The sequence below is a fragment of the Stomatobaculum longum genome (assembly GCA_000242235.1).
Lineage (GTDB): Bacteria > Bacillota > Clostridia > Lachnospirales > Lachnospiraceae > Moryella > Moryella longum.
The window spans coordinates 412485-436385 of sequence record JH590862.1; the positions used below are offsets into that span (position 1 = coordinate 412485).

The following is a 23901-nucleotide window of genomic DNA, read 5'->3' on the forward strand; positions in this document are numbered from 1 at the left end:
TTATCGCTTCATATATTTTTGCTTACATTTCATGGATGCGCGCGGGATCAAAACGGTCCTCCGGCGCTTTTTCCTCCGCGGAATAGCCGAGCGGAAGAACGGAGAACACAAACTGTCCCGCCGGAATTCCCAGAATCCGATTGGCCGATTTCACGCGATCCTCAAACGGATACACGCCGATCCAGACACCCCCGAGTCCCTCGGAGACGGCACCGAGCCAGAGATGTTCGGTGCAGATTGCCATGTCGATCGGTGCGACCTCGGCAAAGCGCTTGCCCGCCGGGTCACAGACCGCGACAATTGCGAGCGGCGCCGCGGCGACCGGTCCCGCATAGCGGCTGATTTGCGACAGGGCCTCGAGCTTCTCGCGGTCTCTCACGATATAGAACTCCCAGGGTCGCTGATTTCCCGCGGAGGGCGCCGCCATTCCGGCGCGGAGCACTGCCTCCAGTTTTTCCGCTTCCACCTCCCGCGCCGCAAACTTTCTCACACTTCTTCTCTCGAAAATTTCTCTCATTGCTTTTATTCCTTTTCTTTTTATTTCTTCTTTACTCTGCGCACTCAATGCTGCCGCATCCACGCAAAGGCAAGAATCGTATGTTCCGCGACCGCCAACAGCTCTGTATCGGCGAGCGGAAGTCCCGCGGTTTCTCCTTCTTCCGGCGAGAGCAGCAAATAGGCGCCGACCTCGGCGACCCACTCTTTTTCCGCGCGCCGGAGCGCTGCCGCCCCCGCATAGCAATATAGCAGAAGGGCATCGCTCTCTGCCGCTTCCGCCGGGAACAAATCGGCGAGTCGGCAACTCTCTCCCGCTCCCAGCACGGCCGTTGTCATACCGCCGGTCGCCTCTCCCTTCCGGAGCATCAAATTAAAGTCCGTCACCTCGCCGCGGGACTTGGTCTCTGCCCCGCCGTCGAATTCGAGCACCTCGAGCGCGCCGAGCGCCCGGAAGGCGCCGCCGTTTTGCGAGAGGCGAAGTGCGCCGCTGAGCGGCGTCAGAAAGCGCCGATAGTCCGGCAGCGGCGTAAAGTCACTCTCTGCGAGCTCTACGGTCGCCGAACTCACACGCCAGAGAAAATCCCGGCCGGCATAGCTTGCGCCATCCGGGAAGAGCAAAAACTCTCTGGTCTCCCCGCCGCTCCAGCGGCTCACGCGGTAATCCTTTGCGGTTCTCTTCCTCACTTTCATCTTGTTTCTCCTCCGTTCGACTGAAAAGATGTCCAAAACCGACCCGTCGTTGCGAAACCGCACTGCGACAGTGCGGGTGCAAGCCCTTCGAAGCCGCGCTCTGCCCTGTCCCTGTATGTCGCACCTTTACTCTCTATGTGTATTGTAGTCTTTCGCAAGGCGAAAGAAAAGAGCGCCCGGCACGCCGGGCGCTCTTCCCTCTTTACTTTTTCTCCACGCGCTCTATGCGCATCGCGGAATTCTGTTTGCGGGCGAGCAAGAGGATTTTTTCTGCGTCCTCCTTGTCAAAGAAGAGCCGCTTTGTCTTGTCGCCGCGTCTAAAATATAAGGCTGCGAGTGTGGGATGCCCCCTGTCCTCGAGGACCACGGTATCGATCTCGTTCCAGGGATAGCACTCGTAGTGCGTCGTGATGCGCATTTGGTAGAACTGCTCGATTCCCTCTTCGCTCACAACCACCTGCTTGTCCATGAGGAGCGCCAAGAGGTAAAGGGCGCCGAAGAGCAGGGCGATGCGGTAGCGGGTCAGAAGGCCCGCCGCGAGTAAGAGTACCGCAAGGCAGTAACCCCCGTAAGTGACCCAGCGTTTTCGGGGCCGCAACTCCCGCGCCGTATAGACGACGCCTCCCTCATTCTCCCATGGAAGCATGTGTTTTCCTTTCTGTCTTGATTTGTCTGATCGCTCCGCCTCTCTGCGGAGCAGGGGCAACTTACTTGCCGACCTTCGGTGCCTTGCCCTCCGCGCGCAGTCTCTCGAGATTCTTCATTGCAACTTCGTGTGCCTCTTCGGGTGCGCCCGCCGGCTTATGCATGGTGGTCTTGCCGAAGATATTGGTATACGCGCCGTCCGCCCAGAAGACATTTCGTCCGAGGAAAGCCGTGATTGCCGCATAAATCGGGTTCAGCAGGTTCACGAAAGCGAACGGGAAGTATGCGAAGGGGTGCACACCGAGCACGCCCATCTGATATGCGCCGCAGCCTGTCCACGGGAACATAACCGCCCAGAGGGTGCCGCAGTCCTCGAGGGTTCTCGAGAGCATGTTGCGCGCAAGTCCCATCTCATCGTACTTGTCGCTGTAGAGCGGCGCCGGAACACCGATGCCGAGGAACTGGTCGCACATGGTCGCATCGCAGAAGAGCGAGGTGAGCAGGGTTGCGAGTACCAGCTGACCGACCGAGTGCAGTTTATTCTTGAGACCGCCGAACAGCGCGTCGACGCAGCCGCAGCGCTCCAGTGCGCCGCCGTAGGCGACCGCGAGGAGAATCAGGTTGATGGTCCACATCTGGTGGTCCATGCCGCCGCGGTTTAAGAGCTTGTCCGCAATCTCATTGCCGGTCTCGACCGTAATGCCGTAGTGCAGGGTTTTGAAGATATCGCCGATATTGGTCATGCCCTGGAAAATCGCCGCAAAGAGCACGCCGCAGAAGACCGAAATCGCGATGCCGACCAGACCCGGGAGCTTCATCACGCAAGCTGCGATGACCACGATAATCGGAATCAGCAACAGCGGGTTGATGTTGAACTTCGAAGCGAGTGCGGTCTGCAGACCCGCCGCGACCTGCGGGTCGTAGCCCGCGGTGTTGATGTTGATACCGAGTATCGTATAGAGAATCAGTGCAATCACAAAGGTCGGTGCCGTCGTGGAGACCATTGCCGTCACATGATCAAAGAGACCCGTGCCGGAAACCGCCGCCGCGAGGTTCGTGGTGTCCGAGAGCGGCGAGAACTTGTCGCCGAGGTAAGCGCCGGAGATAATCATGCCGGCGGTGATTGCGGGGTTAATGCCGAGGCCCGCGCCGATGCCGAGGAACGCGATACCGATGGTTGCCGTCGCGGTCCAGGAGGAACCGCAGGCAAGGCCTACAATCGCGCACATGATGCAGCCGACCGGCAGGAAAAGCCGCGGGGTCAGGAGATCCAGGCCGTAGTAGATGACAGCCGGGATGGTGCCCGACATGATAAAGGATGCGACCAGAATGCCGACGGTGCAGAGAATCAGAATCGCCTCCATCGTCGCATTCAAGCGATCCAGCATACCGGCAAGCATATCGGAGAAGCTGTGGCCGCAGAGGCCGCCGATGATGCAGGCGACGCAAATCGAGACGACCAGGGGCATATGCGCATCCGTATAGCCCGTCTTTCCGACAAACCCGAGCAACATGAGTCCCATCATGACGACGATGGGAATGAGCGCCTCAATGAAATTTGGCAGTCTTACTTTCTTGCTGCCTACCTTTGTCTCTTCCATACTCTCCTCTTTTCTGTTTGATTGCGCCTCGGGGCGCTCTTTTGTCAGACTTCCAGTTCTCCGCCGATGGCAGCCTCAACCGCCCGAATCAGGGAGCCGTCCGTGAGAATCCGCTCGCAGTAGTTGATGTCCTCGTAGAGCTCTCTGTCATCGTCGAGGTATGCGCAGCCCTTCCGCACGAGGTCATACGCCGCCTGCGTGCCGCGTCCCAGTCCCTTGTTGCCGCGCATGTCAATGCCCTGGCAGGCAACCATGAGCTCCATCGCGAGGACCCGGCGCACATTCTTGCCGATTTCCGCTGCCTGGCGCGCCGCAATAGTGCCCATGCTGACATGATCCTCCTGGCCCGCCGAGCTCGGGATGCTGTCCACGCTCGCCGGATGTGCGAGCACCTTGTTCTCCGAGACCAGAGCCGCCGCCGAGTACTGCACGATCATGAAGCCGGAGCAGACGCCGCCGTGCGGAGTCAGGAAAGCCGGCAGTGCCGAGTATGCGGGGTTCACCAGTCTCTCGATGCGGCGCTCCGAGACATTTGCGAGTTCCGCCTCCGCAATCTTTAAGAAGTCAAACGGCAGTGCCATCGGCTGGCCGTGGAAATTGCCGCCCGAAATACCGGCTCTGTCCTCCTTAAAGATGAGTGGGTTGTCCGTGACCGAGTTGATCTCAATGTCCACTCTGCCCTGCACATATTTCACCGCGTCCTTCGAAGCGCCGTGAATCTGCGGGCTGCAGCGAAGCGAGTAAGCGTCCTGCACGCGAATCTCACCCTGGCGGGTTGTGTTCTTCGAGTCTGCGAGCAGACGGCGCAGGTTCTTTGCGGTCTTGCCCTGACCCTCGTGCGGGCGAATCGCATGGACTCTGTCCTCGAGTGCATCCATGACACCGTTCTGCGCCTCAAAGCAGAGCGCATCCGCAATGTCGGCAATCTTTAAGAGCTGTGTCGCGTCGTGAAGTGCGAGTGCGCCGACCGAAGTCATCGCCTGAGTGCCGTTGTTCAGCGCAAGGCCTTCCTTTGCCGAGAGCTCAACGACCGGAATGCCTGCCCTCTTCATCGCCTCCGCGCCGGAGAGCAGCTCACCCTGATAGTAAGCCTTGCCGAGTCCCAGCATGACGAGAACCATGTGCGAGAGCGGCGCGAGATCGCCGGAAGCGCCAAGCGAACCCTTCTCGGGAATAAACGGAGTCACGCCCTTGTTGAGCATCGCAATCATGGTCTCAAGGGTCTCTAAGCGAATGCCGGAGTAACCCTTCGAGAGATTGTTGACGCGGAGTAGCAACATGCCGCGCGCCACATCCTCCGGGAACGGATCACCGGCACCGACCGCGTGCGTGATAATCAGATTCTTCTGCAGCTCGTGGCACTCGTCCGTACTGATTACGACATCGCTGAACTTGCCGAAGCCCGTCGTAATACCGTAGACCACCTTTTTCTCGGCGACCAGATCATCGACAATTTTCCGGGAAGCCAGAACTGCCTCTCTGCTCTCCGGCGAGAGCTCCACGACCGCGTGTTCCCGGCAGACCGCAACAATCTGCTTCACGGTCAGATCTTGTCCGGTAATCAGAATCTTCTCCATCTCTCTATGTCCTCCTGTCTACAAAGCTGTATGCTTTCAGCAATTTTTTCAAGTACAGTCTACAGAAGTCCCGTCAAAAAAGCGTCTATTTATGTTTTTTTAGAGAAATATTTGTGGAGAAATTTCGGAATCACCGCTCTACTCTGCCTCCCGCAAAGTGACACCGCATCCGTCCGTGTCCGCAAAATAGGACAGCCCAGCCGACTGTCCCTCTCAATTGCATACAAAAAGGGCGGCAAGCCGCCCTGCAAATCGTTTTCTTTACGGATTCACTGTCTTCCTCAGGACTTACCCCTCATCGTCCGCGCGGTTCCCTCTTGACGCGAAAGCGCAACCTCCGCTTCCCGAAGCAGTTCTTCCGTCTCCGGATTCCGGATTCGCTCCGCTATGTAGCGGGCCTTTTTGAGGTGGTCCGCCGCTGCCGCTGTCTGTCTCTGTCGGATTGCAAGCAGCGCGAGGTAGCCTTCGGTTCGCTCGAGCCCCCAGCGATAGCCGCTCGCTGTGAGGATACCGGCAGCTCGGGTCAGATATTCGCCGCTCTCGACATCCCGCCCGAGCAGATAGAGGAGCTGCCCGATGCCGGAATAAATCTGCGCCATCCCGTTTGTCTCTCCGGAGACGCCGCCTATGGTCGCTGCGTCCCGGTAGGCGGCAAGCGCCGCTTCGAGCTTGCCCTGCATCCGCGCAATGTCGCCGCAGTAGGCAAGGCAGGCCGCAATGCTCGCGCGATACTTCGGAGACTTCTCTGCCTGCTCCGCTTCGAGCGCCTCAAACGCACTACGCGCTTCCCGGAGCGCTGTGTTCGCCGCTTCAAACCGCCCCCGCCTTAACAGGCACCAGCCCCAAAGGCGCTGAAACGCCGCGTGCATCTCGGCGTGACCTTCCGCCGACTCTTTGAGCCCGAGCGCCGTATAACGCTCCGCTTTTTCGAGGTTTGAAGTCTGAATGCTGTGAAAAATATGCTGCAGATAACAGGAAAAGAGCATATCCAGGTCCGCGCCGCGCCGCGCCGCCATCATGCACTGTTCAATCGCCGCGACGCCGCTGTCGTAGTGTCCGGCCGCGATGTCGTGCCGCCCGAGAATATATAACATCTGCATTTTCATGCGGCTCACTTCGGGCGAATTGTCCTCGAGGCGTATCACCTCCTTGGCGAGCTCCAGCATCTTCTCCGCCTCCGCGAGCGCGCCGAACTGTCCGCCGAGATCGGTGATCTCCGAGTGCACAATCGGAAAGTTCTCATTCAGTATCGTATAGAACTCCTGCAGATAGCGAATCTGATAGCCGTAGGCCTTGACCGGGCAGAGGGCGCGCATCCAGTGGTGCGCAATGACAGGCAGTGCGGCGTAGCGCCCGCCCTGGGTACGCTCATAGTACTCGGCGAGCATACGGTGATAGAGCCGCGTGCGCCCCGCACTCTGCTGTTCATAGAGATATTCCCGGAAGACACGGTGCACAAACTTATAGCAGACCTCAAAGCCGACCGTGAGCTCCTGAATCAGCCGGTTGCCCTCGAGACTCTCGAGATATCCGAGCAGTTCCAGACGATTCATGTGCGGCAGGAGGTACTCGAGTTCTTCCATATTGATTTTTTCCGGAAAGATTGCCATACAGGAGAGCACCTCCCGCTCGGCGCCCGTGAGACCGGAGAGTCTGGCCGCAATCAGGCGGTCAATCTTGGGGGTCTTCCGGAGCACAAAGCCCTTTTCCCGAATCAGCGCAATCATCTCCTGTAGAAAGAAGGCATTTCCCTCGGTCATCTCATAGAGCGCGGCGAGGCGCTCGGGCGCCTCCCGGAATTCCGGAAACACGCGGAGCACTATGCGGTCGGACTCTGCCCGCGAAAACGGCTTCAGCGCGAGAAAGCGGACGCGGTCTTCGCGAACCGGGCGCTCCAGCTCCCGCACGACTTTTGCCTCCTCCTGCCCCTGGTAAGTGCAGAGGAGCCGAAGCTGCGCGGCGTCGAGACTCTGCAACAACTTTAGGAGAAGACGGTAGCTCACTTCATCCATCCACTGGATTTCATCGATCGTGATGAGCACGCGCTTTCTCCGGCAAAGGGTCTGCAAGAGACCCAGGAGGCGCTGCTCCACCGCCTGATAGCGGAGATAACCGCTGCCCTCCTCCTCCACGCCGCCCGCGAGTTCGGCAATCGTCAACGCGGTCTCCTCTTCCGAAATGTCGCCGAGCTTTCCCTCCGCGGCGAGCTGACGCAACTCTTCAAAGATATCGCCGAACGGACTCAGGAAAAACTCGGCGCCCTGACGGTAGCAGATTGCGTGGAGCGCAAGCAGCCCGTTTCCCTCCGCGAGCTTCCGGCAGGCATCGAGAAAACCGGTCTTGCCGCAGCCCTCTTCGCCCTCAATCAGGGCGACACTCTTTGTGCTGCCTGCCTGCAAAAAACCGCTGATTTCGAGCAGTTCTTTTTCGCGGCCGATGTGGCCCGGACCGCCGCTCTTCTCCTCGACCGGCGGCAGCTGCTCTTTCATCGTAAAAATCTGCTGAAACAGTTGCGTCGCCTCGCGGGAGGGCGCTGTCTCGAGTTCCTCGCGGAACAGTCTTTCCATGTCGCGGTACAGACGAAGCGCCATGTGATGCTGCCCGCAGGCCGCATAGCGCTGCATGAGTTCCAGATATAAATCCTCGTTAAACGGGTCTTCCGCGAGCAGCACTTTTGCCGCGCGCTGCATCCCCGCGACATCCTCCTTTTGATAGGCCGCCTCATACTGCTGTCTGGCGACTGCACTGTCCTGCCGCTGCCGCTCACTGCGGACACCCTCGGCCCATTCCTCGAACTCGTAGCAGTTCTTCACAAAAAAATGCTCGAGAAACGGCGCATCACAGCGCGATAAGTCGGTCGAGAGCCGCACCTCCGCGGAGAGGGCGAGTTCCGCATTTCCCTGACTCGTCAACACCTCGCTGCCGAGCTGACGCCGCACCTGATAGACCGCGTCCCTGAGTTTTTTTCTGCCGGTGCTCTCCTCTTCGTCGCCCCAGAGCAAATGAATCAGCTCCTCGCGGCTTGCGCGCTGCCGGTAGGCAAGGTAGTAGAAAAAGGCCTCTGCCTTGCGGTACGGAAAACTCACGCGAGTTCCGTTTCTCCGAATCTCCGGATTGCCCAGAAACCGAATCTCGATTGTCTCCAACTTCCCTGCCTCCTCTTTCATTCTGCCCTTATTATAGGAGCGAGCCGACGGCAAAGTCCAGCATAACCGTCAAATTTAATTCTTTTGTTCCCACAAAATTAGACGTTTTTTCGACTCTGCCTATTTATACTGGGTCTCAATCATGAAATAGTTCTGACTGTGTTTGCACGATCTGCAGAAAGGAAGGTGCCCCATGACCAACCAGGAAATCGGCGCTTGCATGACCATCAAGCTCGACGCTGTGCTCCCCGAATATCCGAAATTCGACCCGAAGCTCCGCCGCGCACCGCGGCGAGACCTCGAGCTCTCCGACCACGAGAAAAAGCTCGCGCTGAAAAACGCGCTCCGTTATGTTCCGGAAGAGCTCCACGAGGCGCTCGCGGACGAATTCATGGAAGAGCTTTTGACCCACGGCCGCATCTACGGCTACCGCTTCATGCCGAAGGAGCCCTTACACGGCAAGCCGATTGACGAGTACCGCGGCAACTGCCTGCAGGGCAAGGCGTTCCAGGTCATGATTGACAATAACTTGAGCCCCGAGATTGCGCTCTATCCCTATGAGCTCGTGACCTACGGCGAGACCGGCTCGGTCTGCCAGAACTGGATGCAGTATCAGCTCTTAAAGAAGTACCTGGAAGCACTGACCGACGAGCAGACCTTGGTTGTGATGTCCGGCCACCCGCTGGGCCTCTTCCACTCCCACAAGCAGGCGCCGCGCGTCATCATCACAAACGGTCTCTTGGTCGGCGAGGCGGATAACTTAAAGGACTGGACCCGCATCACCGCGATGGGCTGCTCGAGCTACGGCCAGATGACCGCAGGCGGCTGGATGTACATCGGCCCGCAGGGCATTGTCCACGGCACCTTCAACACCATCCTGAACGCAGGCAGAAAGTATCTCGGCATTCCGGCGGACGGCGATCTCGCAGGCCACCTCTTCGTGACCAGCGGTCTCGGCGGCATGAGCGGCGCGCAGCCGAAGGCAGTCGAGATTGCGGGCGGTGTCGGCATTGTCGCGGAAGTCGACTACTCCCGCATCGAGACCAGACACAGCCAGGGCTGGGTCTCCAAAGTCGCTGAGACCCCCGAGGAAGCCTTCCGCTTTGCGCACGAGTCCCTCGAGAAGAAGGAGCCCATGTCGATTGCCTTCCACGGCAACATTGTGGATCTCCTGCAGTACGCGGTCGATCACAACGAGAAGATCGAACTTCTCTCCGACCAGACCTCCTGCCACGTTCCCTACGACGGCGGCTACTGCCCGCAGGGCATCAGCTTTGAAGAGAGAACGCGTCTCCTCGCCGAGGACAGAGAGCAGTTTATCAAACTGGTCGATGAGACCCTGACAAAGCACTTCCACCTGATTCAGAAGCTCGTGGAGCGCGGTTCCTACTTCTTTGACTACGGCAACTCCTTCATGAAGGCCATCTTTGACGCGGGCAACCCGGAAATCGCGAAGAATAAGCGCGACACGACCGAAGGCTTCATCTTCCCGTCCTATGTCGAGGATATCATGGGCCCGATGCTCTTTGACTACGGCTACGGTCCGTTCCGCTGGTGCTGCCTCTCCGGCAAGCACGAGGATCTCTTAAAGACCGACCACGCGGCCATGGAGATCATAGACCCGAACCGCCGCTTCCAGGACAGAGACAACTGGGTCTGGATTCGCGACGCGGACAAGAATAAACTCGTCGTCGGCACCCAGTGCCGCATTCTCTACCAGGATGCGCTCGGCAGAAGAGACATTGCGCTCCGCTTCAACGAGATGGTGCGGAACGGGGAAATCGGACCGGTCATGCTGGGCCGCGACCACCACGACACCGGCGGCACGGATTCTCCCTACCGCGAGACCTCCAATATCTACGACGGCTCGCAGTTCACGGCTGACATGGCAACCCACTGCTTCGCCGGCAACGCGGCGCGCGGCATGAGCCTGATTGCGCTCCACAACGGCGGCGGCGTGGGCATCGGCAAGGCGATTAACGGCGGCTTCGGCCTGGTTCTCGACGGTAGCGAGCTCACGGATCAGATTATCCGCGAGTCGATTCCGTGGGATACCATGGTCGGCGTGTCCCGCAGAAACTGGGCGCGGAACGAACACTCGATCGAGACCGTTGCGGCTTACAACGAGAAGTTCAAGGACAGCGACCACATCACCATGCCCTATATTGCGAGCGACAGCCTTATCGAGCAGGCATTCCGGCGCGCAACCGAAAAGCACTGAGTTTTCACTGCGGCGTAGTTTCCCTGCGCCGCGGTTTTTATTTGACAGCACACTGACTCTCTGAGGAGGACAAAGCAAATGAAGCGAACTTACATCCGCCGCGCGGCGGAGCTCGTGACCTGCAGCGGCGACAAAGCAAAGCACGGCAGCGAAATGAAAGAGGTCGGCATCATCAAAAACGGCGCCGTTCTGATTGAAGACGGACACATTGCCCTGGTCGGCAGCACCGAGGAACTCGACAAGAAAGTGGATTTCCAGACAGCGGAGCTCATCGATGCGGGCGGGCAGGCGGTTCTGCCGGGCTTCGTGGATTCCCACACCCACTTTCTCTTCGGCGGCTATCGCGCCGATGAATTCGGCTGGCGCCTGCAGGGCGAGAGCTATCTCTCGATCATGGAAAAGGGCGGCGGCATCAACGCGACCGTGACTCCGACCCGCGCTGCCTCGGTCGAAGACTTCGTGGCAGTCGGCAAAGAGCGGCTCGACACCATGCTCCGCTTCGGTGTGACCACGGTCGAGGGCAAGAGCGGTTACGGCATGGATAAGGACACCGAACTCCGCATGCTCCGCGCGATGAAGGTACTGGACGAAAGCCACCCGGTCGATGTGGTGCGCACCTTTTTGGGGCCGCACAGCGTGCTTCCCGAATGGAAGGGAAAGGAGCGCGAGTTTCTCCGGTACATGCTGACCGAGGTCATGCCGGAGGTCAAAAAAGAGGATCTTGCGGAATTTGCCGATATCTTCACCGAGACCGGCGTCTTTAACATCGAGGACTCTACCTGGTACCTGCAGGAGGCGAAAAAACTCGGCTTCCGCCTGAAAGTCCACGCGGATGAGATTGCGCCGGACTTCGGCGGCGCCGAGATGGCGGTGGGTTGCGGCGCACACTCCGCAGACCATCTCTTAAAGGCCTCCGACGAGGGCATACGCCGCCTCGCCGAGGGCAACACGATTGCAACTCTCTTGCCGCTCACGGCCTTCTGCTTAAAGGAGCCCTATGCGCCCGCGCGGAAGCTGATTGACGCGGGCTGCGCGGTCGCGCTCGCCTCGGATTTGAACCCCGGCAGCTGCTTCAGCAATTCGATTCCGCTCCTCATTGCGCTCGGCTGTATCTACATGAACATGCGGATTGAAGAAGTCGTCACGGCGCTCACCTTAAACGGCGCGGCGGCAGTCGGCAGAGAGAAGGAAATCGGCAGCATAGACCCCGGCAAGCAGGCTGACCTCATCTTCCTGCACTATCCCTCGATTCAGTTCCTGCCCTACCGGACCGGCGTAAACATCGTGTCCCGCGTCATGAAGCGCGGAGAGTTCGTCATTTGAGTGGCGATATCGCTTTGATTCTGACAGCTTTCTTACACTTAGCTTAAACTTATTATTTTTTCTCCCTCCTGTACTATACCAAACGTGTACAAATAGCTGCGCACAGCCGTTTCCGGAAGGAGGAACCGATATGAGTCCGGCAAGTCAGAAGAAACTCTGTTTCGTCGCCTTTTATCTCTATGTTGCTTCCATTCTGACGGCGCTTCTCTTGTCCTATGCGCCCATCGATCCGCTGCTTTGCATCGGCCTCAAGGTGCTACTCCTCTTCCTCGCGCTCTTCTTCTATGCGCTGCACGCGAAGAACAACGAGAACCATGTCTACCTGGATCCGAAGGCACTCCGCGCGGCGGGAGGCCCGCGCTATCTGCTTTACTTTCTGGTCGCGCGGCTTCTACCCGCCTACTACATCTTCCGCCTCGTTCTGATTCTGTTCACGATGGATGTAGAGACGACTTACGACTGAAGCGCTGAAAAAAACAGCTTGTTCTTTCCCCCCCTTTTCGGTATACTTTTAGGATTCACACGAAGAGGGGGGATTGTTTTGTTAATCTCAAGGGAACTCGACTACGCGCTCCGCATTCTGCGCGGTCTCGGTGACGGCGATATGCACACCATGCGCGCACTCTGCGAAGAAGAACTGATTCCGCAAAAGTTTGCCTATAAAATCATACGAAAGCTCGCGGCCGCCGACTACATCCACGCCGTGCGCGGCGTGGGCGGCGGCGTGCGCCTCACAGCGGATTTATCCGCGCTCACACTCTTTGACCTTCTGAAAGTCTTTGAGCCGGAAGAGCGCGTGAACCACTGCACCGCCGGCGGCTACTGCTGCGAGTGGATCGAGGCGACGCAAAAGCCCTGCCAGACCCGCGCCTACCTTGCCGATCTGGAGTCGAGACTGGATCGTGAATTAAAGCGGGATTCGCTCGCGACCATGCTCTTCGGAAAACAATAAGCGATCTGTTTTGCGGAATGCGTTTCGAAGCGTCCGGTTGATTTCACCGAAACAGGAGGTTTCTGCCATGTCCGATGCAAAGCAACTCTATATTCTCTCTGTGGTGCGCGTCATCACCGCAAATCTCAGCGTTCTGGCAGGCGCGTTTTGCATTATGCTCGACCGGAAAATTTCGCTGTTTGCGCTTGCCGGCCTCTTGTTCTGCCTGTCCGAAGTGTTGCGTTTCAGGTGTAGAAAGCTTGCAGCCCGAAATCCAAACGCGACGGATGGGAACCAAAAGCTAAAAGCCCTGCAGCGATTTGAACAGAACCACCAACAGTCCGTCTACATGCTGTTGCTCTGGGGAAGTATTCTGATTTCTCTGCTTCGCGACAATCTCGGAAACTGAGATGTGAAGCGAACCGCTTTCCGCAAAAATAAGCTGCGGGACGAATATTTCGTCCCGCAGCTTATTTTTCTATCTGTTTGTCTGTACCTTACGGCGCCGTTGTCTCGCCCTCGTTCTCGGTATTGACCTTTTCGAGCACCGCGTCTTTTAAGACAGCGTATTTGTACTCGCCCTCTTTGTAGACATCAAAGCGCCCGCGCACGGTGATTTCCGAGCCCTCCGGCGGATAATCGTCGGGGAAGCGGTAGTTGTCCGCCAGCTTGAACTCGATGCCCTGCGCGCAGCAGGCGGTCGCATCCTGCACAATACAGGAGTAGTAGTCCGTGTCCTTGGTCTCGTCGTGATAGATTGCGACGAGTCCCCTCATCCGTATGGTCTTGCCCATGCAGCTGTCGGGGTTCACCATGATGTTGTAGACCTCCGAGAAAACCATGGTCGCGCTCAGCTTCGTGAGGTCGAGGTCCGTGCCGTCTGCGCCTTTTAAGTCGACCGGCGCTTCACTGCTCTCCTCGACCACGCGGCTCGCCGCGGTGACATCGACGGTCTCCGACGATGCGCTCGCTGCCTTCTGACTCTCCGCCGCCTGTTGCCCCGACGCGAGCACCTCATTGACACTCTTGGTCTGACTTCCGCCGGCACGGCTCTTTGTCCCGTCCGCGCTACCGCAGGCACTGAGCAGAAGCACAAGCGCCAGTGCCGTCGGCCATACATACTTCTTATTTCTCATGCTGTCTTCCTCCGCTGTACCGCCGCAATCAGGGAGCAAAGCCCGAATGCGATTGCATCCGCCGCGACGATGGTCGAGCCGACCGGTGTGCCCGCGAGGATAGACGCGAGAATACCGAGCAGCGCGCAGGTCACCGAGAGCAGTGCGGAACAAACGGTAACACTCTTAAAGTTGTGAAACAGGCGCATTGCCGAGAGCGCCGGAAAAATGACCAGCGCCGAGATGAGCAGCGAGCCCACCAGATTCATCGCGAGCACGATGATGACCGCGACCGTGATTGCAATCAGGAGGTTATACCGCCCGGCATCGGTCCCCGAGGCGCGCGCAAAGTTCTCGTCAAAGGTCACCGCAAAAATCTTCTGGTAATAGACAATGAAAAGGCAGACCACCAGGAACGAGAGTGCGGCGCAGAGCTGCACCTCCCGGCTGGTCAGCGTCAAAATCGAGGTCGAACCGAACAGCGTCGAGCAGACATCGCCCGAGAGATTGGCCGAGGTCGAGAACACATTCATGACCAGATAACCGAAGGCCAGGGCACCGACCGAGAGCATGGCGATGGCCGCATCGCCCTTGATTTTACTGTTCTGGCCCGTGCGGAGCAGGAGCACCGCGCAGACGATCGTGACCGGCAGTATGAGAACCATCTGGTTCGAGAGCTTCAAGACCGTCGCGATGGACATGGCGCCGAAGGCGACATGCGAGAGGCCGTCGCCGATGTAGGAATAGCGCTTTAAAACCAGGGTCACACCGAGGAGCGAGGAGCTCAGCGCAATCAGCACGCCGACGATGAGGGCATAGCGCACAAACGGATACTGCAGATAAAAGAGAATTTTTTGTACCATAGCCATCATGCGTTCACACTCTCTTCCTGTAAAAACCACTCGCCGAGCCGGGAGTGCTGATATTCCTCTCTGGTGCCGAAGAACACTTTCTTGCCGATGTGCAGAATATGGCTCGCATACTGCACAGCTGCCGCAATGTCGTGCGAAATCATGATAATTGTGATGCCCTCTTCATTCAGCCCCTGAATCAGCTGGTACATATCCGCCGTGACTTTCGGGTCGAGACCCGAGACAGGCTCATCGAGAAGCAGCATCTTTTCGGTCGCGCAGAGCGCCCGCGCAAGCAGCACGCGCTGCTGCTGTCCGCCCGAGAGCTCCCGGTAGCAGCGCTTCCGGAACGCTGTGATGCCCATGCGCTCCATGTTCTTTTCCGCGCTCTCCCGGTCTGCCTTTCTGTAAAACGGCCAGAAACCGGTTCTGCCCTGCCGCCCCGAGAGCACAATTTCCTCGACCGAAGCCGGGAAATCGCGCTGCACCAGGGTCTGCTGCGGCAGATACCCGATTTCATTGGCGCGAAGACCGTCGCCGCGCTCCACCGTGCCGGCGAGCGGCGGCTGCAGTCCCAGTATGGTTTTCATCAGCGTGCTCTTGCCGGAGCCGTTCTCTCCGACGATGCAGAGATAATCTCCCGCGTTGACTTCAAAATTCAAGTGTTCCAAGATGCTTTTCTGGTCATAGCCGAGTGTCAGATCCCGGCAGAGAAGCTGTGCCATGCTTTGCCTTTCCGTTGCAGGCGCCGTCGCGCCTTAATTCCGTTTCCTTACTGCAGCGCTTTCTTCAGAACTTCCAGATTCTGCTGCATGATGCCGAGATAGGTCTCGCCGCTCTCGATGTCCTGTTCCGTCGTGGACTGCATCGAATTCAGGGTCAGAATATCCTGATTCTTGTCCTTCGTATTCTGGATGATGGTCTCCGCAATCTTCTTGTTCGGGCCCTCAATCGTCATGACATGCTTAAGGCCGAGCTCATCCATCTTCTTTGCGAGGAAGGAGACGGTCTCAAAGCTCGCCTCGGTCTCCGCCGAGCAACCCACAAAGGCCGCATAGTACTTGATGCCGTAGTCATCCACGAGATAGCGGAACGGGAAGCGGTCGCCGAAAAGCAGGGTCTTGTTGGCCGCTGCCTTGACCGTATCCGTGTACTGCTGATCCAGCGACTCAAGCTGCTCCGTGTACTTCTTTAAGTTCGCCTCATAGACTGCCGCGTGTGCGCTGTCGAGGCTCTTCAGATCTTCCGTGATGACTTCACAGATGCTCTCGGCATTCCGGAGCGAGAGCCACACATGCTCGTCGTATTCCGGGCATTCCTCTTCTTCGCTCTCCGCGCTCGCCGCCGTGCTCTCACCCGCAGCCTGACTCTCCGCCGCCTGGCTCGCCGCCGTGCTCTCGCTGTCCTTGCTGCCCTCTTCTTCCTCGGCCTGCATGCCCTCGACAACTTCCTCTTCCTTCGTGTTGTTGCCGAGCGCCTCGAGGAGGTTGATGACCTTACGGTCCGGATTCTTTCCTTCCTTCAGTGCGTCCTTGACCCAGCCGTCCGATTCACCGCCCACATAGAGAAAGAGGTCGCACTCGGAAATCTTTGCGATATCTTCGGCGTTCGGCTGGTAGCTGTGCAAATCGACGCCCTTGTCAAGAAGAAGCGTGATATCCGCATTCTTTGCCTCATCACCGAGAATCTGACGCACCCAATCGTACTCCGGGAAGATGGTCGCGACAATCTTTAACTTCTTGCCGCTCGCCTCAGCACTGCTCTCTGCACTCGCCGCTGTGCTCTCCGTCTTCTTTCCGCTCTGTCCGCACCCCGCAAGTGTGCCGAACGCGAGCACTGCCGCTGTTGCCATTGCCATCCAACGTTTGAATTTCATGTCTCTCCTCCTTGTGCTATAATGCCGACAAACTCAAGTCACAGCTGCAGTAGCAGGAACGGCGGCATGTGACCCGAGAGGGCCACTGCCGCCGACTGTGCACTTCAAATTTGAAAGCTGGTTTTATTTTATGCCGCTGTCCCTACTTTGTCAAGCACCCCGAAAGGATTACCATGCATTTCCAACCGAATGATATTCGCCGCGCGCTCCAAAGCGCACCCGCACCGCAGAAAAAAGAGCGAGAGGCCGCTGTCCTCCTCCCCCTGATTGAGAAAGACGGGGAGCTCTTCATCCTCTTTGAGCGCCGCGCGCTCTCCCTCCGCCACCAGCCCGGCGATATTGCGCTCCCGGGCGGCGGCATCGAAGACGGGGAGACGCCGCTCGAAGCCGCCCTTCGCGAAGTGCGGGAAGAACTCCTTGTAAACGACAGCCAGCTCACCGTGCTCGGGGAAATCGGCACAGAGAGCGGTCCCGCCGGGCAGAAGGTCTACGCCTTTGCGGCGGAACTGAAAGACTACCGCGGCACATTTTCACCCGCCGAGGTTGACCGGGTCTTTACCCTGCCGCTCTCCTTTTTTCTGACTCACCGCGCCGAGCACTATCGGGGGAGCTTTGTCGCCCGCCCGATTGAGAATTTTCCCTACGACCGCATTGAGGGCGGCAAAAACTACCCCTTTGCGGTCCGCGACTACACCATACCCGTCTATCCGGACACCGCGCCCTTAATCTGGGGCATGACCGCACGGGTGCTGGAGCGCTTTGTAAAGCGCCTCCTCGGCGGAAGCGCGACGGTGTAAAGAAAAACATTTCGGCGCTTTCCCGCGGAGACAGCGGAATCCTATCGCTGTCTCCGCCCCCATATCGCTTCATGACATCTCCCTTGTCCCGATAGCCCAGCCTCTCTCTGCCTTTCCCCACAGCCACACATAACACACAAGCTGCGGCAACAATCACGCTGCGCTGCTTTCCCTTTGTCCGTTCTGTCACTCCGGATCTCGATACACCGCATTCTGTTTTTATCGCCCGCGACGACGGCGCTCATCTCCCTTCTTCTCTCAGAACACAGAAAAATAGAGATTCTCCTTCTCCGGCGCCGCAAAGTTCTCTTCGAGCATGCGGACATGGGATAAGAAGGCCGCATCCTCAAAATACTTGGCGCCCTGTTTGCAGCCCCGCACGCAGGCCTGGCACTTGATGCAGATGCCGGGAACCTTCGAGGTGTCCGAGCTGTCAATCGAGCCCATGGGACAGTTCGCCGCACAGGCGCCGCAGTGCAGGCACTTCGAAAGATCTGTGAGCGGCTTTGCCTTCAGGAATTTGGCGGGTGCGCCGTCCTCGCCCTTCGGCACATAGTAGGGCGCCCCGGCATCGCCCGGCACCGTAAACGCAAGAGAAACAGCCTCCAACGCCGCGCGCTCCGCAGTCTTCAAGGCCTCCGCCGCACGCGCCGCAAAGCTGCGAGCCGCCGTGAGTTCCTCGGCGCGCGGTCTCTCGGGGCAGATGCGATCCGAAAACGCGTGGCGGCAGGCAAAGGCAGCTGCCGCAAGCGGCAGAAAACCGTTTCCCCGGAGCACGGACAAAAGCTCCGCAAGGCTGTTGTCGAAATTCCGGTTCCCATAGGTCACAAACAGAAGAACAGGCGTATGCTCCCCGCGAAGCTTCTCCTGAAATTCCGGAAGGATTTTATTCGGGAGCTTGCCCGCGTAGGTCGGAGAGCCGATGATCAAAAGTTCATCGCTCGAAAAATGACGCCCTTCCTCCCGCTCCCGCGGCAGGGTAAAGGAGCTTATTTCCGCTGGACAGGCCAGCGCCTCCGCCGCTCCCTCCGCCATGGCCTTTGCATACTTTGCCGTCCCGCCCGTCGGGCTGAAATACAAACTGTGAATCTCACGAATCTGCATGCGTTTTCCCTCGCTTTCACCGTCAAAATGACTTTTCCTGAGCCCATTATACCATGTGCATCCCCGCATGTTTTGCTTTTTCCGGCGCTTGTTGTCTGAATATTCCTTTGTTATTTGTTTTTTTCTGACCGTGTTACTCTATCTTTGGTGCCGTCGTTTATTACAGGAAAGGAGCATTCTTATGAAACTTCGCAGACACTTTGTGCTCGCAGCGCTTGCCGTTGTCCTCTTGCTTGCGGGCACGGTTTTTCACACGCAGGTGCTCGGCTCCGGACGGGAAGTCCTCGATACGGACGATTACGCGGAAGGTGAGGAGGAGACAGAAAAAGGGCGCCGGTACGAACCGGCGCCCTTTTGAGGGGATAGGAGAATTGATTCAATCACTTGTTTTACTTCGCTGCCGCAAAGCCTCCCTCGAGGTCTGCGAGGATATCGTCGATGTTCTCGGTTCCGATCGAGAGGCGAATCGTGTTCTGCTGAATGCCCTGCTCGACAAGCTCTGCGTCGCTGAGCTGCGAGTGGGTCGTGGTCGCCGGGTGAATCACCAGGCTCTTCACGTCTGCGACGTTTGCGAGCAGGGAGAAAATCTTCAGGTTGTCGATGAAGGCAAACGCCTCCTTCTGGCCGCCCTTGATGTTGAAGGTGAAGATGGACGCGCCGCCGTTCGGGAAGTACTTCTGATAGAGCGCGTGGTCCGGGTGATCTGCGAGGGACGGGTGATTCACCTTCTCAACCTGCGGGTGCTTCGACAGGAACTCGACAACCTTCAGCGCGTTCTCGACATGGCGCTCCACGCGGAGCGACAGGGTCTCGGTGCCCTGCAGGAGCAGGAAGGCGTTGAACGGGGAGATGGCACCGCCCTCATCGCGGAGCAGGATTGCGCGGATGTAGGTGACAAACGCTGCCGGACCCGCGACATCCGCGAAGGATGCGCCGTGGTAGCTCGGGTTCGGATCCGCAATGTTCGGGAACTTGCCGCTCTTCTTCCAGTCATAGCTGCCGCCGTCCACAATGATGCCGCCGAGCGTGGTGCCGTGGCCGCCGATGAACTTCGTTGCGGAGTGAACCACAATGTCCGCGCCGTGCTCGAACGGGCGAATCAGGTAGGGCGTGCCGAAGGTGTTGTCCACGACAACCGGCAGACCGTGCTTATGCGCGATCGCCGCAATCGCGTCGATGTCCGGGATATCGGAGTTCGGGTTGCCGAGGGTCTCGAGGTAGACTGCCTTGGTGTTCGGGCGAATTGCGTTCTCGACCTCATCGAGCTTGTGCGCATCGACAAAGGTGGTCTCGACGCCGTACTGCTTCAGCGTGTGTGCGAGGAGGTTGTAGGTGCCGCCGTAGATGGTCTTCTGTGCGACAATGTGGTCACCGGCCTGTGCGAGTGCCTGAATGGTGTAGGTAATTGCCGCCGCACCGGATGCGACCGCGAGTGCCGCGGAGCCGCCCTCGAGCGCTGCGATTCTCTTCTCAAAGACATCCTGCGTGGTGTTCGTGAGTCTGCCGTAGATGTTGCCGGCGTCTCTCAGACCGAAGCGGTCTGCCGCGTGCTGCGAATTGCGGAACACGTAAGAAGTGGTCTGGTAAATCGGAACGGCTCTCGAATCGGTCGCCGGATCCGGGCTCTCCTGGCCGACATGCAACTGAAGGGTCTCAAACTTGTACTTTCTCTGCTCGCTCATTTCTATTCCTCCATGAACCCGAACCGCTCGGGTTTTCTCTCTTCAAACTGAGGGTTTGTTCTCTCTGTTTCTTCCCTCAAACTCACTAGGTATGTTCGGATTATAGGGGATTCTATCTTTGCTGTCAATGATTCCGGCGCCATAGCTTTCTTATACGCAGTCATTACTTTTCTTGATATCTCGGCTGCCTACTGCGCTGCGCTGCCGCCCTTCGTTTCAGCGCTTTGTGAGCCGCTGCAGCAGGGCAACCGCGAGCATCATCACAGTCGCTGCGACAAAGAGACCGCCCATGCCCTTGCCCATAATTTCCAGTGCGATTTCCGCTGTATTCATTTTCTTCTCCTCCTCTTTTCTTTAGAGGTACTGGGACACAATGCTGATCACGAGACCGCCCGCAATGACGGACGCGACCTGACCCGCGACATTGGTACCCGCCGCCTGCATCAGAATAATGTTGCCCTTCTGCTCCTCGTTTGCGAGCTTCTGCACGACGCGGGACGACATCGGGAACGCCGAGATGCCGCAGCCGCCGATCATCGGATTGATAAGGGGCTTATGAAGAATCGCGAGCACCACATTGACAAGTTTTGCAAAGAGCACACCCGCCATCGTGTCAAAGACAAAGGCGACAAGACCGAGCGCCAGTATCATGAGTGTCTGTAAATTCACGAACTGCTCCGCCCGCATGCTGAACGAAATCGTGATACCGAGGAGGAGTGTAATCAGATTGACCAGCTGATCCTGTGCGGTCTGGCTGAGTGTATTCAGAACGCCGCACTCGCGGAGGAGGTTGCCGAACATCAGGAAGCCGACCAGTGCGACCGACTGCGGGGAGATGAAGCCGACAATCATGGTGACCGCAATCGGGAACGCAATCCGGGTGAACTTCGGAATTGCCTTCGCGTTATAGCTCATGCGAATCCGGCGCTCTTTTTTCGTCGTGACCAGCTTGATCGCAAAGGGCTGGATAATCGGCACGAGCGCCATGTAGGAATAGGCCGCGACCGCAATCGGCCCGATATAGGCGGAATTCAACACCTGCGAGACCAGAATTGAGGTGGGACCGTCCGCCGCGCCGATGATGCCGATCGAAGCCGCATCCTTTAAATCAAAGCCGAGGAGCGCTGCCACGAAGATGACCGCAAAGATGCCGAACTGCGCTGCTGCGCCGAAGAGAAAATAGAACGGCTGGCTTAGGAGCGGCCCGAAGTCAATCATCGCGCCGATGCCGATGAAGAGTAACAGCGGCATCATCTCCGAGGACTCAATACCGACTTTGTAGAGCCACTGAATGATACCGGCCGCCGGGACCTTGCCCTGAACGAGCTGATCCAAAACACCGCTCATCGGCAGGTTCACCATAATCGCGCCGAAGCCCATGGGCAGTAAGAGCGACGGCTCATACTCCTTGTTGATTGCGAGCCAGATGAGGACGATACCGACCACATACATGACAAGCTGTTGCCAGGTGACAGCCCGGATGCCTTCGAGTAAAAAATCCATACTTTCTTCTCCTTTTCTGTTCCCGCTGTGCCGCAGAGCCAACAAAAAAAGACTCTTACCACAGCTTAATCTGTGGTAAGAGTCTTGCCATCGGTTTTTCCTTAACCGGATTCGGACGCTCTCGCATCGGGTATGTCGCCTCCGGTTGCTGTGCTCTGCACTGCCAGCTACTCCCTCTTACGCGAATATCATACGCGTAGCACTTTTAATTGTCAAGAAAAAACAAAGTTTAGAGCAACGCCCAGAGATTCTCCGTGACCTCCATGAGAAGCTCATTGATCTCAAAGAGGTTTTCGTTTCCCGCTCCCGCCGCTGCGAGATGACTCGCTTCGTCGAGTAAATCGACCGAGTCCTCCATGACCGCGAGTTCCTCTTCGGTGTGATCCGCCGCATTGAGGTAGCGCTCCGATTCCGGACACGCCTCAAACTTGTGCTCGCCGACATCTTTGATTTGCTTTAAAACCTCACGCAGCTCTTTGATGTGCCCGATGTCGCAGGACGCCCCGCTGTGCGCCGCCTCTGCCACCGCAAGTCGCTCTTCTTTTAATTCCAGAAGGAACCTCCGTAACCCATCCTTTTCTCTTCTATGCATACGCTTCCTCCTGACACTCTATGTCATATCCCGCTTTCGGGAAGGGTTCACAGCAGACGGCGATTCTATTGCTTTCATTAATACACCTTTATAGTATCATAATAGCGAATTTATTGAACTTTTTCAAGGAGCTATTTTGAAGGGAGGCTCTATCGTAAAGCTCAGTTTTTTTCTCGTTTTGGGCTGTGTAAAGCTGAGTCCGGTCGCCGCCAGGCAGAGTCCGCCGTAGCAAAACAGCGTCTCCTGTTTCGCTATCGTGCTGCCGTACTTCCGGTCGCCGATGAGCGGGAGGCCGTGCGCCGCAAACTGCACCCGCACCTGGTGCCGCCTTCCGGTCAACAGTTCAATCTCCACTTCCGTCACCTGTTTGCCGGCAACGAATTTACTCCGGAGAACCCTGTAGCGAAGCCGCGCTTCCTTCGCCTCCGCCGTGCCCGCCGGGACAATACGGCTCAGATTCGCCTTCTTATCCTGCAAAATCCAGTCCGTAAAACTCCCCGCTTTTTCGGCCGGTTTGCCGAGCACTATCGCCCTGTAGCGCTTTTCCGTCTTCTGTGCCTTCAGTTCCTTCGAGAGCGCAGCCGCCGCAGCCGGCGTCTTGCCAAAGAGCATGAGCCCCGTGACAGGCTTATCGAGACGGCGTATCAGTCCCACATAGGGGATACCCTTGCCGCCGACAGCGAGGTGCTTTCGCACCAGATTCACCATATCCGGCTCCAGACCGCGCGCTTCCTCGCTCTCCACGCCGGCGGGCTTTATCGCGACCAGCACTTCGGCGTCCTCATAGATGATTTCCATTCTCTCCTCCTGCCAGATTCCCGGGACTTTGCAACAAGGCTTCCTTCCTGCTCCGCGGCAAGCGTTTCAGCGCCGCCTCCCGACAGAGTGCCGCCCGCTTGTTTGGCAGGCGCTCCAGATAGACAAGGGTCAGCAGTCCGCGACCGCGCGTATACTTTGCGCCCTTTCCGGCGCGATGTGCCGCCAGCCGCCGCTCCATATCCACCGTATAGCCGCAGTAGTAAGTCCCGTCACCGCAGAGGAGGAGGTAGACATACGCTGTCTCCTCCTCTGCGGTATTCTTTTCAGGCGCCACGCTTGCGGCTCTCCTCTTTGCTCTCCGCGAGCTCCTGCTCCAGGGCGTCAATCTGCTGTTGCATGCTCTCGACCTTCTCCTGCAATTCCCCGAGATCTGCGCTGTAGGCATGTGCCTTCTTCTCGACCGCCTTGCCGCCGATTCGCACCGGGCGCGCCGGAATGCCGACTGCCGTCGAATCCGCCTGCAGAGGCTTTAAAAGCACAGCATTTGCCGCAATCTTGCAGTTGTCGCCGACTTCAAAGGAGCCCAGAATTTTGGCGCCCGCACCGATGGTCACATTGTTGCCGATGGTCGGGTGGCGCTTGCCCTTTTTCGTGCCGACACCGCCGAGCGTCACGCCCTGGTAAATCGTGCAGTTGTCGCCGACTTCCGCCGTCTCGCCGATTACGACACCGGTTCCGTGATCAATCAGGATGCCCTTGCCGAGCCTTGCCCCCGGATGAATCTCAATCAGCGTCATGAAGCGCGAAAACTGGGAAATGAAACGCGCAATGAAATAGTGCTTGTGTTTCCAGAACCAGTGCGCAATGCGGTAGGCAATCAGCGCATGCACCCCCTGATACAGAAGCAGCACCTCCAGAAAACTGCGCGCCGCCGGATCTCTGTCCTGCGCTGCGCGGACATCCGCAATGATATCGCGAAGCAGCATAACT

24 protein-coding genes are annotated in these 23901 nt (G+C 57.9%); 7 read left to right on the plus strand and 17 right to left on the minus strand.

Annotated features, from left to right (window positions below; genetic code table 11):
* Positions 1 to 22: 22 nt before the first annotated feature.
* The 6 genes from HMPREF9623_RS04855 to HMPREF9623_RS04880 form a co-directional block, all read right to left on the minus strand.
* Complete coding sequence (locus HMPREF9623_RS04855; RefSeq protein ID WP_009532780.1) at positions 23 to 517, minus strand: nitroreductase family protein; 495 nt, start codon at positions 515 to 517, stop codon at positions 23 to 25.
* Between the two features lie 44 nt (positions 518 to 561).
* Complete coding sequence (locus tag HMPREF9623_RS04860) at positions 562 to 1188, minus strand: HutD/Ves family protein (protein ID WP_009532781.1); 627 nt, start codon at positions 1186 to 1188, stop codon at positions 562 to 564.
* Positions 1189 to 1390: 202 nt separating this feature from the next.
* Positions 1391 to 1834 carry a hypothetical protein gene (locus tag HMPREF9623_RS04865; RefSeq protein ID WP_009532782.1) on the minus strand — a complete coding sequence of 148 codons (444 nt, stop codon included), beginning with the start codon at positions 1832 to 1834 and terminating at the stop codon, positions 1391 to 1393.
* A 61-nt stretch (positions 1835 to 1895) separates the two neighbouring features.
* Complete coding sequence (gene nhaC / locus HMPREF9623_RS04870; protein ID WP_009532783.1) at positions 1896 to 3434, minus strand: Na+/H+ antiporter NhaC; 1539 nt, start codon at positions 3432 to 3434, stop codon at positions 1896 to 1898.
* Between the two features lie 44 nt (positions 3435 to 3478).
* Positions 3479 to 5011, minus strand: coding sequence for a histidine ammonia-lyase (hutH, locus tag HMPREF9623_RS04875; RefSeq protein WP_009532784.1), 1533 nt, complete (start codon positions 5009 to 5011; stop codon positions 3479 to 3481).
* 281 nt (positions 5012 to 5292) lie between these two features.
* Positions 5293 to 8157, minus strand: a complete 2865-nt coding sequence (locus HMPREF9623_RS04880) for an AAA family ATPase (RefSeq protein ID WP_009532785.1) — start codon at positions 8155 to 8157, stop codon at positions 5293 to 5295.
* 193 nt (positions 8158 to 8350) lie between these two features.
* Here HMPREF9623_RS04880 and HMPREF9623_RS04885 point away from each other — a divergent pair, with 193 nt between their 5' ends.
* From HMPREF9623_RS04885 to HMPREF9623_RS04905, 5 genes are all read left to right on the plus strand, one after another.
* Positions 8351 to 10378, plus strand: coding sequence for a urocanate hydratase (locus tag HMPREF9623_RS04885; RefSeq protein ID WP_009532786.1), 2028 nt, complete (start codon positions 8351 to 8353; stop codon positions 10376 to 10378).
* A 78-nt stretch (positions 10379 to 10456) separates the two neighbouring features.
* A complete protein-coding gene (gene hutI / locus HMPREF9623_RS04890) occupies positions 10457 to 11701 on the plus strand; it encodes an imidazolonepropionase (RefSeq protein WP_009532787.1) in 1245 nt (414 codons plus the stop codon).
* A 130-nt stretch (positions 11702 to 11831) separates the two neighbouring features.
* Complete coding sequence (locus HMPREF9623_RS04895; RefSeq protein WP_009532788.1) at positions 11832 to 12164, plus strand: hypothetical protein; 333 nt, start codon at positions 11832 to 11834, stop codon at positions 12162 to 12164.
* A 78-nt stretch (positions 12165 to 12242) separates the two neighbouring features.
* Entirely contained in the window at positions 12243 to 12653 is a 411-nt protein-coding gene (locus HMPREF9623_RS04900) for an RrF2 family transcriptional regulator (RefSeq protein WP_009532789.1), read from the plus strand.
* A gap of 67 nt (positions 12654 to 12720) precedes the next feature.
* Positions 12721 to 13041, plus strand: a complete 321-nt coding sequence (locus HMPREF9623_RS04905) for a hypothetical protein (RefSeq protein WP_009532790.1) — start codon at positions 12721 to 12723, stop codon at positions 13039 to 13041.
* Positions 13042 to 13129: 88 nt separating this feature from the next.
* On the opposite strand, the gene HMPREF9623_RS10865 is transcribed toward HMPREF9623_RS04905, so the two are convergent.
* From HMPREF9623_RS10865 to HMPREF9623_RS04925, 4 genes are read right to left on the minus strand one after another with little or no spacing between them, the layout of a single operon-like run.
* Positions 13130 to 13768, minus strand: a complete 639-nt coding sequence (locus HMPREF9623_RS10865; protein ID WP_009532791.1) for a hypothetical protein — start codon at positions 13766 to 13768, stop codon at positions 13130 to 13132.
* Positions 13765 to 14619, minus strand: a complete 855-nt coding sequence (locus HMPREF9623_RS04915) for a metal ABC transporter permease (RefSeq protein WP_009532792.1) — start codon at positions 14617 to 14619, stop codon at positions 13765 to 13767. Before HMPREF9623_RS04915 ends, HMPREF9623_RS10865 begins: the two co-directional genes overlap by 4 nt.
* A complete protein-coding gene (locus HMPREF9623_RS04920; RefSeq protein WP_009532793.1) occupies positions 14616 to 15323 on the minus strand; it encodes a metal ABC transporter ATP-binding protein in 708 nt (235 codons plus the stop codon). The genes HMPREF9623_RS04915 and HMPREF9623_RS04920 overlap by 4 nt, the downstream gene beginning before the upstream one ends.
* 47 nt (positions 15324 to 15370) lie before the next feature.
* The gene (locus tag HMPREF9623_RS04925) at positions 15371 to 16474 is read right to left on the minus strand and encodes a metal ABC transporter substrate-binding protein (protein ID WP_009532794.1); all 1104 of its coding nucleotides are present in this window, start codon (positions 16472 to 16474) and stop codon (positions 15371 to 15373) included.
* Positions 16475 to 16647: 173 nt separating this feature from the next.
* Here HMPREF9623_RS04925 and HMPREF9623_RS04930 point away from each other — a divergent pair, with 173 nt between their 5' ends.
* Positions 16648 to 17271: an NUDIX hydrolase gene (locus HMPREF9623_RS04930; protein ID WP_009532795.1), complete on the plus strand. Its 624-nt coding sequence runs from the start codon at positions 16648 to 16650 to the stop codon at positions 17269 to 17271.
* A gap of 258 nt (positions 17272 to 17529) precedes the next feature.
* Here the strand turns inward: HMPREF9623_RS04930 and HMPREF9623_RS04935 are convergent, their stop codons facing one another.
* Positions 17530 to 18375, minus strand: coding sequence for a 4Fe-4S binding protein (locus HMPREF9623_RS04935; RefSeq protein ID WP_009532796.1), 846 nt, complete (start codon positions 18373 to 18375; stop codon positions 17530 to 17532).
* 181 nt (positions 18376 to 18556) lie between these two features.
* On the opposite strand from HMPREF9623_RS04935, the gene HMPREF9623_RS11465 reads away from it, so the two are divergent.
* Positions 18557 to 18733, plus strand: coding sequence for a hypothetical protein (locus HMPREF9623_RS11465; protein ID WP_009532797.1), 177 nt, complete (start codon positions 18557 to 18559; stop codon positions 18731 to 18733).
* A 31-nt stretch (positions 18734 to 18764) separates the two neighbouring features.
* Here the strand turns inward: HMPREF9623_RS11465 and HMPREF9623_RS04940 are convergent, their stop codons facing one another.
* The 6 genes from HMPREF9623_RS04940 to cysE all read right to left on the minus strand — a co-directional run bounded on the left by HMPREF9623_RS04940 (position 18765) and on the right by cysE (position 23897).
* Complete coding sequence (locus HMPREF9623_RS04940) at positions 18765 to 20057, minus strand: O-acetylhomoserine aminocarboxypropyltransferase/cysteine synthase family protein (RefSeq protein ID WP_009532798.1); 1293 nt, start codon at positions 20055 to 20057, stop codon at positions 18765 to 18767.
* 354 nt (positions 20058 to 20411) lie between these two features.
* Positions 20412 to 21560 carry a sodium ion-translocating decarboxylase subunit beta gene (locus HMPREF9623_RS04945; protein WP_009532800.1) on the minus strand — a complete coding sequence of 383 codons (1149 nt, stop codon included), beginning with the start codon at positions 21558 to 21560 and terminating at the stop codon, positions 20412 to 20414.
* Positions 21561 to 21789: 229 nt separating this feature from the next.
* A complete protein-coding gene (locus HMPREF9623_RS04950; protein WP_009532801.1) occupies positions 21790 to 22152 on the minus strand; it encodes a hypothetical protein in 363 nt (120 codons plus the stop codon).
* Between the two features lie 123 nt (positions 22153 to 22275).
* On the minus strand, positions 22276 to 22950 hold the full coding sequence (locus HMPREF9623_RS04955; protein ID WP_009532802.1) for an RluA family pseudouridine synthase: 675 nt from the start codon (positions 22948 to 22950) through the stop codon (positions 22276 to 22278).
* On the minus strand, positions 22934 to 23245 hold the full coding sequence (locus tag HMPREF9623_RS04960; protein WP_009532803.1) for a GIY-YIG nuclease family protein: 312 nt from the start codon (positions 23243 to 23245) through the stop codon (positions 22934 to 22936). Before HMPREF9623_RS04960 ends, HMPREF9623_RS04955 begins: the two co-directional genes overlap by 17 nt.
* Positions 23235 to 23897, minus strand: a complete 663-nt coding sequence (cysE, locus tag HMPREF9623_RS04965) for a serine O-acetyltransferase (RefSeq protein ID WP_009532804.1) — start codon at positions 23895 to 23897, stop codon at positions 23235 to 23237. Before cysE ends, HMPREF9623_RS04960 begins: the two co-directional genes overlap by 11 nt.
* Between the last annotated feature and the right edge of the window lie 4 nt (positions 23898 to 23901).